Source organism: Bradyrhizobium sp. WSM2793 (assembly GCF_000379585.1).
Taxonomy (GTDB): domain Bacteria; phylum Pseudomonadota; class Alphaproteobacteria; order Rhizobiales; family Xanthobacteraceae; genus Bradyrhizobium.
In genome coordinates, this window is record NZ_KB902771.1 from 92,013 (window position 1) to 107,700 (window position 15,688).

A 15,688-nucleotide genomic window follows, 5' to 3' on the forward strand; every position below is an offset into this window, starting at 1 on the left:
TGCGGACCACGCTTCGCGCAGTCCGCAAGGCTAACCTACCCTACGGGACTGTGTTGCTCCGCCCCGTGCCCTCATTGAGCAGACACGCCACCTGATGCCCGTCGCCCGCGTCCAGCAGCGCCGGCCGCTCCGTCCTGCAACGCTCCATCGCAAATCGGCAGCGGGTGTGAAACGCGCAGCCTGAGGGTGGATTGACCGGGCTCGGCACATCGCCGTCGACCAGCGGCGCGAGCTTCTTCGCGAGCGGATTGGCGACCGGAACTGAGGCGAGCAGGGCCTGCGTGTAGGGATGGCGCGGATTGCGGAACAGCTCGTCCTTGCCTGCGATCTCGACGATGCGGCCGAGATACATCACGGCGACGCGGTGGCTGATGTGCGCGACCACGGCGAGGTCGTGCGCGATGAACAGATAGGAAAAGCCGTGCTGGCGCTGCAGGTCGATCAGCAGGTTGATCACCTGCGCCTGGATCGAGACGTCGAGCGCGGAGACCGGCTCGTCGCAGACGATCAGGCGCGGCTCCAGCGCCAGTGCGCGCGCGATGCAGATGCGCTGGCGCTGGCCGCCGGAGAATTGATGCGGGAAGTTGTGCATCTGATCGGCTCGCAAGCCCACCTGCTCGAACAGCGTTGCGACCCGCGCCTCCAGTTCCTTGCCGCTGGCGAGCCCGTGCACCGCAAGCGGCTCGCCAACGATGTCGCCGGCGGTCATGCGCGGATTGAGCGAGGCGAACGGGTCCTGGAAGACGATCTGCATCGAGCGCCGGCGCGGGCGCAGTGCTGCCTTGGACAGATGGGTGATATCCTCGCCGTCGAGGTGAATCTGGCCCGAGGTCGGCTCGACCAGCCGCAACACGCTGCGCGCCACCGTCGATTTGCCGCAACCGGACTCGCCGACGAGCCCGAGTGTCTCGCCGGCATGCAGCGAGAACGAGACGCCGTCGACCGAGTGCACGGTGCCGACCTGCCGACGCAGCACGCCGGCCCGCACCGGGTAGTGCTTCTTGAGGTTGGTGACTTCGAGCAGAACGTCGCTCATGCCACCTCCGCGACTTCTTCCGCACGCCAGCAGGCGGCAAGATGTCCGCCGCCCCAATCCGCCAGCGGCGGATACTCGGCCTCGCAGCGCTTGATCGCGAGCTTGCAGCGCGGCGCGAAGGCGCATCCCTTCGGTAGCCGCACCAGCGACGGCACGGTGCCGGGAATTTCGTTCAGCCGTGCCGGCGCCGCGACGCCGGATGCCGGCACCGCCGGGATCGAGGCCATCAGCCCGCGCGTATAAGGGTGCTTCGGCGCGGCGAACAGCGCTTCGACGCTGGCTTCCTCGACCTTGCGGCCCGCATACATCACGATCACGCGCTGCGCCGTCTGCGCGACCACGCCGAGATCATGCGTGATCAGCACGAGCCCGGTGCCGAGCTCCTTCTGCAGATCGAGGATCAGCGCCAGAATCTGCGCCTGGATGGTGACGTCGAGCGCGGTGGTCGGCTCGTCCGCGATCAGCAGCGCCGGTCGGCAGGCCAGCGCCATCGCGATCATCGCGCGCTGGCGCATGCCGCCGGAGAGTTGATGCGGATATTCCTTCGCGCGCCGCGCCGGTTCGGGAATGCGGACCAGGCGCAGCATCTCGACGGCGATATTCTGGGCCTCTTTGGCCGGGATGCTCCGGTGCAGCCGCACCGCCTCGACGATCTGGTCGCCGATCCGCATCACGGGATTGAGCGAAGTCATCGGCTCCTGGAAGATCATCGAGATGCGGTTGCCCCTGATGGCACGCATCTCCGCCTCGTCCAGCGCCAGCAGATCGGTGCCTTCGAGCGAGACGGAGCCGCCGACGATGCGGCCGGGCGGGTCGGGCACCAGCCGCATCAGCGACAGCGCGGTGACGCTCTTGCCGCAGCCGGATTCGCCGACGATCGCCAGCGTCTCGCCGCGCTTCACGGTAAAGGAAACGTCGTCGACCGCTTTGAACAGGCCGGAATTGGTGAAGAATACCGTTTTCAGGTTCTTCACATCGAGCACGAGGTCGGGTTTGTCAGCCATCAGCCGCGTTGCCTCGGATCAAGAATGTCGCGCAAGGCGTCGCCGAACAGGTTGGCGCCGAACACGGCGAGGCTGATCGCGATGCCCGGGAAGATCACCAGCCACGGCGCGGTGCGGACATATTCGGCGGCGGACTCCGAGAGCATGCGGCCCCATGATGGATAAGGCTCGGGAATGCCGAGGCCGAGGAAGGAGAGCGAGGCCTCGGTGAGGATGGTCGAGCCGAGCTGGGCGGTCGCGAGTACGATCAGCGGCGCCAGCGTGTTCGGCAGCACGTGGCGGAGCGCGATGCGCACTTCGCTCATGCCGATCGACTTGGCGGCTTCGATAAAGGGAAGTTCGCGCAGCGCCAGCGTGTTGGCGCGGATGACACGCGCGACCGTCGGGATCAGCGGAATGGCAATCGCAATGATCACGTTCGGCAGCGATGGGCCGAGCGCCGCCGTCATCACCAGCGCCAGGACCAGCAGCGGCAGCGCCTGGAGGACGTCGGAGACGCGCTGGAACACGAGATCGACCCAGCCGGAGAGATAGCCGGATGTGAGGCCGACGATGACGCCGATCGTGCCGCCAAGCGCGGTCGAGCCGATCCCGACCGCCAGCGAGATCCGCGCGCCGTGGATGATGCGGCTGAACACGTCGCGGCCGAAGGAGTCCGTTCCCATCCAGTGCGCCAGGCTCGGGCGGGCGAGAGCGCGGGCCGAATCGATCGACAGGGGATCGTAGCGCGCGATGAAATCGGCGAAGACGGCCGTGAATACGAACACGGTCATGATGACGAGGCCCGCGGCGCCCAGCACATGCCGCTGTGCCAAAAACAGTACGCGGCGCCAGCCCCCGGTCGCATGCGCGCCGGCCCGCCTCAGTTCAACGTCGAAGTCGATCGCGGCCAAATTGATCTCCTAATCCGTGTATCTGATGCGCGGATCGAACACGGCGTAGAGCATGTCGACGATGAAATTCGCGCTCACCACCACGACGGCGATCAGCATCACGAGGTTCTGCACGATCGGATAGTCGCGCCAGCGGATCGCCTCGACCAGGAAGCGGGCGACGCCGGGGATGTTGAACACCGTCTCGGTGACGATCAGGCCGCCGATCAGGAACGCAGCCTCGATGCCGATCACGGTGATCACCGGAAGGATCGCGTTCTTCAGCGCGTGGTGATAGTTCACGGCGGCATCGGAGGCGCCCTTGGCGCGCGCGGTGCGGATGTAGTCCTGCCGCAGCACCTCCAGCATCGAGGATCGCGTGATGCGCATGGTCAGCGCGGCGCTGCGGAAACCGACCGCGGCGGCCGGCACGGCGTAGGTGGCGAACGCCTCGAGCCAGGTCTTCGGGTTTGGATTGAAGATCGGCATCTGGCCGAACATCGCTACCGACGCAGTCAGGATGAGCAGGCCGAGCCAGAACGAGGGCAGCGACAAGCCGCTCAAGCTGACGACACGCAATGCGTAATCCAGCCGTGTGCCCTGCTTCACCGCGCTGATGACGCCGAGCGGAATACCGATCGAGGCCGAGAATAGCAGCGCGAGGCCGGCTAGCTTTGCCGTGATCGGAATCCGCGGCAATATCTCCTGCAGCGCGGGCTTTTCGGAGACGTAGGAGTAGCCGAAGTCGCCGTGCAGAAAACCGCTGATCCAGTGCCAATATTGCACGATCAGCGGCTGGTCGATGCCGAGCTCCTTCTCCAGATTGGCCTTGTCGGCGGGATCGACATAGCCCGCGGCTGCGAACAGGATATCGACGATGTTACCCGGGACGATGCGCAGCAGGACGAAGATGACGACCGAGATCCCAAACAGGGTCACGAGCATCAGGAACAGGCGTCGCACCAGATAGGCAAACATCCTTCGCCCTCCGCGAGCCGCTAGAGCATGATCCGGAAAGGTGCGCAGCGGTTTTCCGACAAGATCATGCTCAAAACCAAAATCCCGAAGCCTTCAGCCTGCCGCGCTACTTGTCGAGCCACGCGTCCTCGTAGCGAAAGCCGTTATAGGAGCTGTTCGACATGATCGTGATGCCCTTGACGTAGGGCTGCCAGCAGGTGCCGGCCCGTGCGTGGAAGATGATCGGACGGGCGACGTCCTCCTGCAGCTTCTTGTCGATGTCCCACACCAGCGGCTTGCGCTTGGCGGTGTCGGTCTCCTGCGATTGCACGTCGAACAGCTTCTCGATCTCCTTGTTGCAGTAATTGGTGTAGTTCCGCTCCGACCCGCAGGAATAGTTTTCGTAGAAGGACTGATCGGGGTCGTCGACGGAGTTGCCGGTCAGATTGAGGCCCAGCATGTAATCCTTGCGCGCGACTTTCGGGAACCAGTTCGCGGTTTCCACGACGTCGAGCTCGCCATCGATATAGATGCTCTTGAGCTGGTCGATCAGGATCACGGCGGGGTCGCGATACTCCGCCAGATTGCGCGTCGAGACCTTCACCGCGAGATGCTTGTCAGGACCGTAGCCCGCCTTCTGCATCAGCTTCTTTGCCTCTTCCCGATTCGCGTTCACGTCCCGGCCGTAGCCCGGAATGGTCTCGAGCTTGTCCTTGGGCATGCCCCAGATGCCCTGAGGCGGTGGCAGCATGGTGCCGCCGATATCGGCCTGGCCTTCGAACAGGATGTCGACGAAGGCCTTGCGGTCGAGTGCAAGCGCCACCGCCCGGCGAATATCGATGTTGTCGAATGGCGCCGAGGTCGAATTGACGATGATGTTGGTTGAAACGTTGGTCGGCTCGACCACGCAAGTCGCGTTCGGCGCCTGCGACTTGATGTCCTTCAGGAGCGGAATCGTGATGTGCGTCGGGAAGGTCATGTCGAACTTGCCGGCGACGAAAGCGAGAATCGCGGTCGAGCGGTTCGTGATGATCGTGTATTCGATGCCGTCGAGATAGGGCAGGCCCTTCTTCCAATAGTCCGGATTTCGCGTCAGCTTGATCGATTCATTGGCCTTGAACTCGACGAATTTAAACGGTCCGGTCCCGATCGGATGGGTGCGCATGTCCGCCGGCGAGACGTGACAGGGATAGACCGGCGTATAGCCGGACGCGAGCATCGCCAGCAGTGACGGCTGTGGCCGCTTCAGGTCGAAGGAGACCTCGAAATCGCCACTCGTCGTGATCTCGTTGACTTCGTTGTACCAGGCCTTGCGCGGATTCTGCCGAAGCTTCTGCTGCGATTTGCCCATCAGGAGATCGAAGCTGCATTTGACGTCGGCCGATGTGAAAGGCTTGCCGTCATGCCATTTGACACCCTGGCGCAGCTTGAACGTCAGCTTCTTGTTGTCGTTGCCCCAGGACCAGCTTTCAGCCAGCTCGGGCCGGAGGGTCTCAGGACTGTTCTGCGCGATGTGCTGGTCATAAATGACGAGGTTATTGAAGACGCCCATGAACGGCACGTTGACCGAATAGGTCGCGCCCTCGAGGATCGATGCGTTGGCCGGGCTGTCGCGGTGATACATTCGCAGGACGCCGCCCTGCTTGGGCTCGCCGGCGAGCGTGGTGGTTGAGGCCGTCAGCACAGATAGCGCCGCCATTGCGGCGAGCGCCCACACGCTCCGCATGCTCATCCTCCCTGGACGTCAGTCTTTTGGGCCTTTGCGGCCTGTTTGTCGCGACGATAGCACGCGAGTTGAGGGAGGCAACCGGTAAGGCCGCATGCCGCCTCGACAATTCGGATGACCGAAGGCCGCAGGTCTTACTCTCATGATGTGAGAGTGCAGGTGCGAAGAGATGGTTCCGGTGCTGGTGTTGCGCGCAATCGTATCAACAAGCTCGCCGCCGCGCCCTCACACAATCCGCGACGCCTTGTTCCCCCAATACCGGTCCCGCAGCAGCCGCTTGTACAACTTCCCGGTCGGCAGCCGCGGCAATTCCTTCTCGAAATCGACCGAGCGCGGCACCTTCTGCCGTGACAGCGATTTTGCGCAGAATGCGATCAGCTCTTCGGCGAGGGCCTCGTCCGGCACGACATCAGGCATCGGCTGCACCACCGCCTTCACCTCTTCGCCGAGATCGGGATTGGGCACGCCGAACACCGCGGCATCGGCGACCTTGGGATGGGTGATCAGCAAATTCTCGCATTCCTGCGGGTAGATGTTCACGCCACCGGAGATGATCATGAAGGTGGCGCGATCGGTGAGATAGAGAAACCGGTCGGCATCGACATAGCCGACATCGCCGACCGTGCTCATGCTGCCGTCGGCCGAACGCGCCTCCTTGGTCTTCTCCGGATCGTTGAAATATTCGAACGGCGAGGCGGTCTTGAACCAGACCTGGCCCGGGGTTCCGGTCGGGCATTCCCGCATGTTCTCGTCGAGGATGTGGAGGTCGCCGAGCAGCACCTTGCCGACGGTGCCGCGATGGCTAAGCCATTCTTCGCTGTTGCAGGCGGTAAAGCCGAGGCCTTCGGTGGCGCCGTAATATTCGTGGATGATCGGGCCCCACCATTTGATGATGTCGTCCTTGACCAGGGCCGGGCAGGGCGCGGCGGCGTGGATCGCGATCTCCAGCGAGGACAGGTCGTAACGGCCGCGCACCTCCTCCGGCAACTTCAGCATGCGCGAGAACATGGTCGGCACCAGCTGGGTGTGGGTGATGCCCCACCGCTGGACGAGCTCGAGGTAACGCTCGGGATCGAAGCTCTCCATGATGATCACGGTGCCGCCCATGCGGATCGTGAGGTTCACGGCCGCCTGCGGCGCCGAGTGATAGAGCGGGGCCGGCGAGAGGTAGACCATGCCCTCGCGGTAGTGCCAGAGCCTGGTCAGGAAATCGAACAGCGGCAGATTGTGCTTCGGCGGCTCCTCCGGCAGCGGCCGCAGAATGCCTTTCGGCCGTCCCGTCGTGCCGGACGAATAGAGCATGGCGGTGCCGAGCCACTCATCCGCGATCGGTGTCGCCGGCATATCGGCGGTCACGTCCGCAAGACCGACGATGCGCTCGCTCTCGCCCGGGCCGTCGGCGACGATGCAGAGCTTGATGTCGGGGCAGGCCTTGATCGCCTCGCGCGCGATGTCGAGCTTCGCCACCGAGGTGATCAGGATCTTCGACTGGCTGTTGACGAGGAGATAAGCGAGCTCGCCCGGTGTCAGGAAGGAGTTGATGCAGGTGTAGTACAGCCCGGAGCGTTCGCCGGCGCCGCAGGCCTCCAGATAGCGCGAATTGTTCTCCATGAAGATCGAATAGTGGTCGAGCCGCTTCAGGCCGTGCTGGCGGAACAGATGGGCCAGCCGGTTGCTGCGCGCATCGAGCTCGCGATAGGTGACGGCCTCGCCTGTGGCCGCCATGATGAAGGCGGGCTGCAGCGGGCGTAGGCGGGCATGCTGACCTGGGTACATCTATCCTCCGGCTTTGGATTATGCGGCGAGAAGCAGGATTTCGCGCACCTGCGCCGGGCCTTCGATCTTGCGCGGGTTGCGCGGGATCCAGTTGGTGCGCATCGCCTGCTCGGCGATTGTCTCGAAATGCTCGGGCGATACACGCACCTCTGCGAGGCTGCGCGGCATGCCGAGCGAGCGGATGAAGGCATCGAGCACGTCGGCGGCGTTGTGGCCGGGATAGCCCATGGCAGCGGCGACGATCATCTGGCGCTCGGCGTTGTCCCTCGCGTTCCAGCGCATCACCGCCGGCAGCATGATGCAGGACGTGTAGCCGTGCGGCACGTCGAAGGCCGCGCCCAGCACGTAGCCGATGCCGTGGCTCGCGCCCATGGGAACGCCGGCCGCGAGCGCGCCCATCGACAGCCAGGTGCCGATCTGCGCGTCCATCCGCGCGTCGAGATCGGTGGGGTCGGCTTTCACCCGCGGCAGCGCGTCGGCGAGCATGGCGAGGCCCTTCACCGCTTGCGCGTCGGCATAAGGATGTGTCTCGCGCGAGCAGATCGCTTCGACGCAATGGTCGATGGCGCGGATGCCGGTCGACAGGAACAGCCATTCCGGGGTGTGCACGGTGATGGCGGGATCGAGGATGGTCGCGCGCGGCACGGCGAGCGGATGCCGCAGCATCTGCTTCACATGGGTGCTGAGGTCGGTAACCCCCGCGATTGAGCTGAACTCGCCGCCGGCGATCGTGGTCGGCACGCTGATCTGGCGCACCGTCGGCGCCTTCATCTCGGGCGCGACGCCCTTGTGCACGCGGATGCGATCGATGTCGGCGATGTCGTTGATGCCATTGGCGAGACAAAGCTGCACCGCCTTGGCGCCGTCGGTGATCGAGCCGCCGCCGACGGTGACGATCAAATCGGCGCCGGCCTCGCGCGCCGCGTTGGTTGCCGCGATCACCGCCTCGCGCGGCGTGTGCGCCGGCATGGCATCGAACAGGCCGGCGCAGCGGGGGTCCAAAGCCTGCTTGATTTTCTCGATTTCGTCGGTCTGCCGGTTCAGCGTGCCCGAAACCATCAGGAAGGCGCGGCGCGTTCCCAGCCGGTCCATCTGCGCGACGATGGCCTCAGTTGCAGGATGGCCGAACACGACCTCCTCGATCGCGCCGAAAACGACACGTCCCTGGTGCACGCCTGTCCTCCCGGACAATTCGTCTTGTTCTTGTGAGGGCAATCTAGCCGAGCGGATGGCGTTCGTCATGTGCGAAGGCGCTGGCTCTCTCTCTTACCCTCCCTCCAGGAGAGTAGGGCGATCGCATATGGTGTGCACGATGCGGCGGCATTGGCAGTCGGCTCCCTCTCCCGCTTGCGGGGGAGGGCTGGGGTGGGGGCTGTCTCCGCATTGGGATTGTTGAGAATTGCGGACGATGTCCCCGAGTGGTGACAACCCTCACCCGCCGCGCTCTGCGAGCGCGTCGGCCTCTCCCGCAAGCGGGAGAGGCGGAGCAAGCCCGCGGCCCTCACGAAATCCAAACGCGATAGCCCTACCCAGGGGAGGGTGGCGTCGTGCCTTCGTCACCGGTCTCGTATCGCGCGAGAGAGCTCCACTCACCCCCTGTCAACCCGCCATCCGGTCAGGGCGCGCTCGGAAGCCCTGCACGCGCTTTGGTCTTGAAGTGGTCATCAACTCCACCCATCTTGGGACGCCCGCGGGTAAATGCCTACCCTGCTTTTTCCGCGGCTTTTGACATGCGGACGATGCGAGGACCTGGGATGGCTGGACCGGATGGAAGCGAGCGACTTGTCAAAAAGCACGAATTCGTCCAGCCGCGGCATTGCGCACTAGCGGGTCTCCTCGTCGCTTCATTCGTGCTCACCGGTTGCGGGCAGCCCGCCTCGCAAGGCGCTGCCCCGCCGCCGGCGCCCGTGACGGTCGCCCAGCCGGTCAAGCGCACCGTTACCGATTGGGACGAGTTCACCGGCCGCTTTGAGGCGGTGGAGGAGGTGCAGGTGCGCCCGCGCGTCGGCGGCTTCGTCAATTCGGTCGAATTCCAGGACGGCGCCATCGTGCGTCAGGGCGACCTGCTCTACGTGATCGACCCGCGTCCGTTCGAGGCGGTGGCCACGCAGGCGGAAGGGCAGCTGTCGGATGCCCGCGCCAAGGTGGAGCTTGCCAAGCGCGAGCTCGACCGCGGCCTCAGCCTGGTGCAGACCAGCGCCGTCTCCGAGCAGGTCGTCGACCAGCGCCGCCAGGCCCTGCAAGCTGCGCATGCGGCGGAGGTGCAGGCTGAAGGCGCGCTGAAAGCCGCCAGACTGAACATCGAATTCACCCATGTGGCGGCGCCGTTGACCGGCCGCGTCAGCCGCCATCTCGTCAGCCCCGGCAATCTCGTGCAGGGCAGCGACAATGGCTCTTCGACCCTCCTGACCTCGATCGTCACGCTCGACCCGATCTACGTCTATTTCGACATGGATGAGGCGACTTTCATCAAATATAGCAAGCTGTGGTTCGAGGGGCGGCGTCCGAGCTCGCGCGATACGGCGAACCCGGTGCAGGTGACGCTGGCCGGCGAAACCAAGCCGTCGCATGAAGGCACCATCAACTTCCTCGACAACCGGCTCGACGTCTCGACCGGCACGCTACGCAGCCGCGCCGTGGTCAAGAATACCGATCTGTCGATCCTGCCGGGCCAGTTCGGGCGTGTCAGGCTGATCGGCAGCGCGCCCTATGAGGCGTTGCTTATTCCGGATGCTGCCGTCGCGACCGACCAGTCCCGCAAGATCGTGTTCGTGGTGAAACCCGACGACACCGTCGAGGCGCGTCCCGTGGTGCTCGGGCCGCTCGATGACGGCCTGCGCGTGATCCGCGAAGGATTGAAGGCCGAGGACCGCGTCATCGTCAACGGCATCCAGCGTGCCCGTGTCGGTGCCAAGGTAGCCCCGCAGACCGCGCAAGCCCCGGCCGGTGGCAAGTCATGAATCTCGGCCGTCTCTCCATCAACCAGCCCATCCTGGCGATGGTGCTGTCGATCGTGCTCCTGATCGTCGGCGCGATCGCCTACACCACGCTGCCGGTCTCCGAATATCCGCAAGTGGTGCCGCCGACCGTCGTCGTCACCACGCAATATCCTGGCGCTTCCGCGCAGACCGTTTCCGACACGGTCGCCGCTCCGATCGAGCAGGAGATCAACGGCGTCGAGGACATGCTGTACCTCTACAGCCAGGCCACCTCGAACGGCCAGCTCACCATCACCGTCACCTTCAAGCTCGGCACCGACCTCGACAAGGCCCAGGTGCTGGTGCAGAACCGCGTCGCGATCGCGCAGCCGCGCTTGCCCGAGGAGGTCCAGCGCAACGGCGTCACCACCCGCAAGAACTCGCCCGACATCCTGATGGTCGTATTCATGCTGTCGCCGGACGACACCTTCGACCAGCTCTACATCTCCAACTACGCGCTGCTCCAGGTCCGCGACCAGCTGCTGCGTCTCGACGGCGTCGGCGACATCCAGATCTTCGGCGCGCGCGACTATTCGATGCGGCTGTGGCTCGACCCCGATAGAATTGCCAATCTCGGCCTGACCTCGGCCGAGGTTCTGGCCGCGATCCGCGCCCAGAACGTGCAGATTGCGGGCGGCCAGATCGCCGAGCCGCCGATCGCCGATCGCGCCTTCCAGCCGAACCTCACCTTCACCGGGCGCCTGAAGGACCAGAAGCAGTTCGAGGACATCCTGATCAAGGCCGGCTCCGACGGCCGCGTGGTGCGGTTGCGTGACGTCGCCCGCATCGAGCTCGGCGCGCTCGCCTACAGCACCAACAGCTTCCTGCTGCGCAAATCCGCGGTCGCCATGCTGGTGACGCAGCGACCGGGATCGAACGCGCTCGCGACGGCAAAGAACATCTCCGATACCATGACGAGGCTCAAGGAGAGCTTCCCGAAAGGCCTCGACTACAATATCGGCTATAACCCGACCGAGTTCATCGCCCAGTCCGTCCACGAGCTGATCAAGACCATCTACGAGGCGATGCTGCTCGTGGTCATCGTCGTGCTGGTGTTCCTGCAGGGCTGGCGGCCCGCGATCATTCCGATCATCGCGATCCCGGTGTCGCTGGTCGGCACTTTCGCGGTGATGGCGGCGCTGGGCTTCTCGATCAACAATCTCACTTTGTTCGGTCTCGTCCTCGCGGTCGGCATCGTGGTCGACGATGCCATCGTGGTGGTCGAGAACGTCGAGCGCCATCTCGAGCACGGCATGAGCCGGCGCGACGCCGCGCTCAAGACCATGGAGGAGGTCGGCGGCGCGCTGGTCTCGATCGCGCTGGTGCTGTGCGCGGTGTTCGTCCCGACCGCGTTTCTGGGCGGTATTTCCGGGCAGTTCTTCCAGCAATTCGCCGTCACCATTGCGGTCGCGACGGCGATCTCCTGCTTCTGCTCGCTGACACTGTCGCCGGCGCTGGCCTCGCAGATCCTGGTGCCGCACGAGGAGAAGCGGCCGCCGGCAAGCTGGAATGTCATCGCGCGGGCGTGGGGCGCCTTCACCGCGGTCTTCAACCGTGTGTTCGACCGGCTGGCGCACGGCTATGCCGGCCTCGCCGATTTCGTCATCCGCCATGCGGTGGTGATGATCCTGATCTACGTCGCGCTGATCGGCAGCGCCGGCTGGCTGATCGTGACGACCCCGCAGGGCTTCATCCCCGCGCAGGACCGCGGTTATGTCATCGTCTCCGTGCAATTGCCCGGAGCAGCATCGCTGGCGCGCACCACCGAGGTCGTGCGCGAGATCGAGCGGATTGCGCTGGACACGCCTGGCATCGTCCGCGTCGCAGCCTTTGCCGGCTTTTCCGGCGCGACGCGCACGCAGGCGGGTAATGCCGCGGCGCTGTTCCCGGTGTTCGATGAACCGGAGGCGCGGATCAAGAAAGGATTGACGGCCAACGCCATCACCGGCGAGCTGCGCAAGCGGCTGCAGGCGATCCAGGGCGCCTTCATCATCGTGATTCCGCCGCCGGCCGTGCCTGGCATCGGCACCGGCGGCGGCTTTACCATCCGCATCCAGGATCGCCAGGGCCGCGGGCCTGAGTTGCTCGCCGCGGCCACCGACGAGCTGGTCGCCGCGGCGCGCAAATCGCCCTCGCTGCTCGGCCCCACGGTGTTCTCGCCGTTCTCGGCCAACACGCCGCAGCTCTTCGTCGACATCGACCGCACCAAGGCGCAGAAGCTCGGTGTTCCCATCTCCAATATCAACGACACGATCCAGAGCTATTTCGGATCGACCTATGTCAACGACTTCAACCTGTTCGGCCGCACCTATCACGTCACCGCGCAGGCCGACTTCCCGTTCCGGAAAGAGCCCAGCGACCTCGCACGCCTGCGCACGCGCAACGCCGCCGGCGACATGGTGATGCTCGGCAGCGTGGTTGAGTTCAGGGACGTCTCGGGTCCCGACCGCGTCGCGCGCTACAATCTCTATGCGGCGTCCGAGCTCCAAGGCGAGCCGGCACCGGGCACCAGCTCGACCACGGCGCTCAACACCATCAAGAAGCTGGCGGACGACACCTTGCCGAGCGGCTTCACCTTCGAATGGACCGATCTGTCCTATCAGCAGATCACCGGCGGCAATGCCGGCCTCTACGTGTTTCCGATCTGCGTGCTGTTCGTCTACCTCGTGCTCGCTGCGCAATATGGCAGCTGGACCCTGCCGTTCGCGGTGATTTTGATCGTGCCGATGTGCTTGCTCGCTGCCACCATCGGCGTGCGCATCATGGGCCAGGACGTCAACATCCTCACCCAGATCGGCTTCGTCGTGCTGGTGGGGCTGGCGGCCAAGAACGCGATCCTGATCGTCGAGTTCGCGCGCGACATCGAGAACGAAGGCAAGCCGCGGCTGGAGGCGGTGATCGACGCCTGCCGCTTGCGCCTGCGACCGATCCTGATGACGTCCTTCGCCTTCATCCTCGGCGTGCTGCCATTGGTAATATCGAGCGGCTCCGGCTCGGAAATGCGGCAGGCCGTCGGCGTCGCCGTGTTCTTCGGCATGATCGGCGTCACCCTGTTCGGCCTGTTGTTCACGCCGATCTTCTACGTGGTGGTGCGGAACCTGGCGGAAGGGCGGAACGAGGGGAAGAAGCCGCAGGTGGCGGGCCCCTAGTTGTCGGTGGCGGCCACTTGCTTCCCCTCACTCCACGTGTCGTTCCCGCGAAAGCGGGGATCCATAGCCACAGGGAGCAGTTTGGCGAAGACTCGGAGCTGCGAGGTTCGCCCCAAACCTCTCCCTGTGGTTATGGCGACGAGCGCAAGCGCTCGCGCCGGGATCCCGGATCTTCGCTTCGCTCGTCCGGGACGACAGCTCATTTTGTCGCGCCACCCGCGATGCCAATTGGCACACGCCCATACTAACGACCAACTTGAAATGGATGGGCAGGCGCGGGGTTCTTCACTAGTATCCGCGCGATTTCAAAACAGAAAACTGCTGGGAGCTAACAGATGAAATCAGCACTTTTGGCCGCCGTCGCAACCTCTGCTCTGGTGCTGGCGGCGCCGGCCTCCGCGCAAGGCGTCAAGATCGGCATCCTCAACGACCAATCCGGCGTCTATGCCGATTACGGCGGCAAATGGTCGGTCGAGGCGGCCAAGATGGCGATCGAGGATTTTGGCGGCGAGGTGCTCGGCCAGAAGATCGAGCTCGTCACCGCCGACCACCAGAACAAGCCTGACCTCGCGAGCTCGATCGCGCGGCGCTGGTACGACGTCGAGAACGTCGACATGATCACGGAGCTGACGACCTCCTCGGTCGCGCTCGCGATCCACGAGCTCTCCAAGGAAAAGAAGAAGATCGACATCGTCGTCGGCGCGGCGACCTCGCGACTCACCGGCGATGCGTGCCAGCCCTACGGCTTCCACTGGGCTTACGACACCCGCGCGCTCGGCGTCGGCACAGGTGGTGCGCTGACCAAGGCCGGCGGCGACACCTGGTTCTTCCTCACCGCGGACTACGCCTTCGGCTACGCGCTGGAGAAGGACACCAGCGAGATCGTCACCGCCAATGGCGGCAAGGTGGTCGGCTCGGTGCGCGTGCCGCTCAACTCGTCGGACTTCTCCTCCTTCCTGCTGCAGGCGCAGAGCTCGAAGGCGAAGATCGTCGGTCTCGCCAATGCCGGCCTCGACACCACCAACTCGATCAAGCAGGCGTCCGAGTTCGGCATCGTCGCCAGCGGGCAGAAGCTTGCCGGCCTGCTGATGACGCTTGCCGAAGTGAACGGCCTCGGCCTGCAGGCCGCGCAAGGCCTGGTGCTGACCGAGGGCTATTACTGGGATCTCAATGACAAGACCCGCAATCTCGGCGAACGCTTCCTCAAGCGCACCGGCCGGATGCCGAGCATGATCCACGCCGGCACCTACTCCGCGACGCTGAGCTATCTCAAGGCGGTCAAGGCCGCCGGCACCAAGGATCCGGAAGCCGTCGCCAAGAAGCTGAAGGAACTCCCGGTCAACGATGACTTCGCGCAGGGCGGCAAGGTGCTCGAGAACGGCCGCATGGTCCACGACATGTATCTGTTCGAGGTCAAGAAACCCTCGGAATCGAAGAAGCCCTGGGACTATTACAAGCTGCTCGCCACCGTCCCCGGCGACAAGGCCTTTTTCACGGCCAAGGAAAGCGGCTGCCCGCTGACGAAGTGACGGCTCTCGTATCCCGGACGCGCTTCAGCGTGAAACGCTGCTGCGCAGAGCCGGGACCCACGCTCGTGCCACAAACTCTCTGTCGTCCCCGCGAACGCGGGGACCCATAACCCCAGGGGGAAGTTGTCGCGCGGGCTGATAACTTCGAGTCTTCGCCAAACCTCTCCCTGTGAGTATGGGTCCCGGATCAGCGCTCCGCTTCGCTACGCTTGTCCGGGACGACAGCGAAACGTGGGGCCGCAGATCATCCCTCACACCATCCGCAACACCACCGCTCCCAGCGCCCCCGCCCACAGCGCCATGGCGGCGAGCGCCTGGATCGCAAAGCCGGTGCCGCGCTTGGCTGCCGCCTTCGTATAGCCGATGAAGTAGACGACGCGGCCGATGATCCAGACCGCGCCGATCGCTGCCGCGATGCCGTCGCCGATATAGATCGCGAATAGCCAGAGCGCCGGCAGGACAATCGGCATCCATTCCAGTGTGTTCATCTGGATGCGGAAGGCGCGTTCGAAATCCGGATGGCCCGACATCGCCGGCACCTTGACGCCGGTCTTGGTGCGCGAGCGCGACACGTTGATGGCGGTGAAGAAATAAAACGCGATCGCCAGCAGCGTGACGAGGGCGGTGAAATGATACATCGCTGGTTCCTTCAAACAGACCG

General features: G+C 64.6%; 11 protein-coding genes. 3 read left to right on the forward strand and 8 right to left on the reverse strand.

All coding sequences use genetic code 11. The annotated features are described in order from the left end of the window. Nucleotides 1–40: 40 nt before the first annotated feature. The 7 genes from A3AS_RS0106550 to A3AS_RS0106580 all read right to left on the reverse strand — a co-directional run bounded on the left by A3AS_RS0106550 (nt 41) and on the right by A3AS_RS0106580 (nt 8,544). Nucleotides 41–1,036, reverse strand: a complete 996-nt coding sequence (locus A3AS_RS0106550; protein WP_018316800.1) for an ABC transporter ATP-binding protein — start codon at nt 1,034–1,036, stop codon at nt 41–43. After that, nucleotides 1,033–2,040, reverse strand: a complete 1,008-nt coding sequence (locus tag A3AS_RS0106555) for an ABC transporter ATP-binding protein (protein ID WP_018316801.1) — start codon at nt 2,038–2,040, stop codon at nt 1,033–1,035. The genes A3AS_RS0106550 and A3AS_RS0106555 overlap by 4 nt, the downstream gene beginning before the upstream one ends. Continuing rightward, nucleotides 2,040–2,933 (reverse strand): ABC transporter permease, encoded by an 894-nt coding sequence (locus A3AS_RS0106560; protein WP_018316802.1) that lies wholly within the window; start codon nt 2,931–2,933, stop codon nt 2,040–2,042. Before A3AS_RS0106560 ends, A3AS_RS0106555 begins: the two co-directional genes overlap by 1 nt. Nucleotides 2,934–2,942: 9 nt before the next feature. Then, the gene (locus tag A3AS_RS0106565; protein ID WP_018316803.1) at nt 2,943–3,890 is read right to left on the reverse strand and encodes an ABC transporter permease; all 948 of its coding nucleotides are present in this window, start codon (nt 3,888–3,890) and stop codon (nt 2,943–2,945) included. Between the two features lie 106 nt (nt 3,891–3,996). After that, on the reverse strand, nt 3,997–5,595 hold the full coding sequence (locus tag A3AS_RS0106570; RefSeq protein ID WP_018316804.1) for an ABC transporter substrate-binding protein: 1,599 nt from the start codon (nt 5,593–5,595) through the stop codon (nt 3,997–3,999). A 225-nt stretch (nt 5,596–5,820) separates the two neighbouring features. Next, a complete protein-coding gene (locus A3AS_RS0106575) occupies nt 5,821–7,371 on the reverse strand; it encodes an AMP-binding protein (protein ID WP_018316805.1) in 1,551 nt (516 codons plus the stop codon). A gap of 18 nt (nt 7,372–7,389) precedes the next feature. Then, on the reverse strand, nt 7,390–8,544 hold the full coding sequence (locus tag A3AS_RS0106580; RefSeq protein WP_020508634.1) for an iron-containing alcohol dehydrogenase: 1,155 nt from the start codon (nt 8,542–8,544) through the stop codon (nt 7,390–7,392). Between the two features lie 581 nt (nt 8,545–9,125). Here A3AS_RS0106580 and A3AS_RS0106585 point away from each other — a divergent pair. The 3 genes from A3AS_RS0106585 (at nt 9,126) to A3AS_RS0106595 (ending at nt 15,027) form a co-directional block, all read left to right on the forward strand. After that, nucleotides 9,126–10,331, forward strand: a complete 1,206-nt coding sequence (locus A3AS_RS0106585; RefSeq protein WP_018316807.1) for an efflux RND transporter periplasmic adaptor subunit — start codon at nt 9,126–9,128, stop codon at nt 10,329–10,331. Then, nucleotides 10,328–13,498: an efflux RND transporter permease subunit gene (locus A3AS_RS0106590; RefSeq protein WP_018316808.1), complete on the forward strand. Its 3,171-nt coding sequence runs from the start codon at nt 10,328–10,330 to the stop codon at nt 13,496–13,498. The genes A3AS_RS0106585 and A3AS_RS0106590 overlap by 4 nt, the downstream gene beginning before the upstream one ends. A 335-nt stretch (nt 13,499–13,833) precedes the next feature. Then, nucleotides 13,834–15,027 carry an ABC transporter substrate-binding protein gene (locus A3AS_RS0106595; RefSeq protein ID WP_018316809.1) on the forward strand — a complete coding sequence of 398 codons (1,194 nt, stop codon included), beginning with the start codon at nt 13,834–13,836 and terminating at the stop codon, nt 15,025–15,027. 251 nt (nt 15,028–15,278) lie between these two features. Here the strand turns inward: A3AS_RS0106595 and A3AS_RS0106600 are convergent, their stop codons facing one another. Further along, a complete protein-coding gene (locus A3AS_RS0106600) occupies nt 15,279–15,665 on the reverse strand; it encodes an MAPEG family protein (protein ID WP_018316810.1) in 387 nt (128 codons plus the stop codon). Nucleotides 15,666–15,688: the final 23 nt, after the last annotated feature.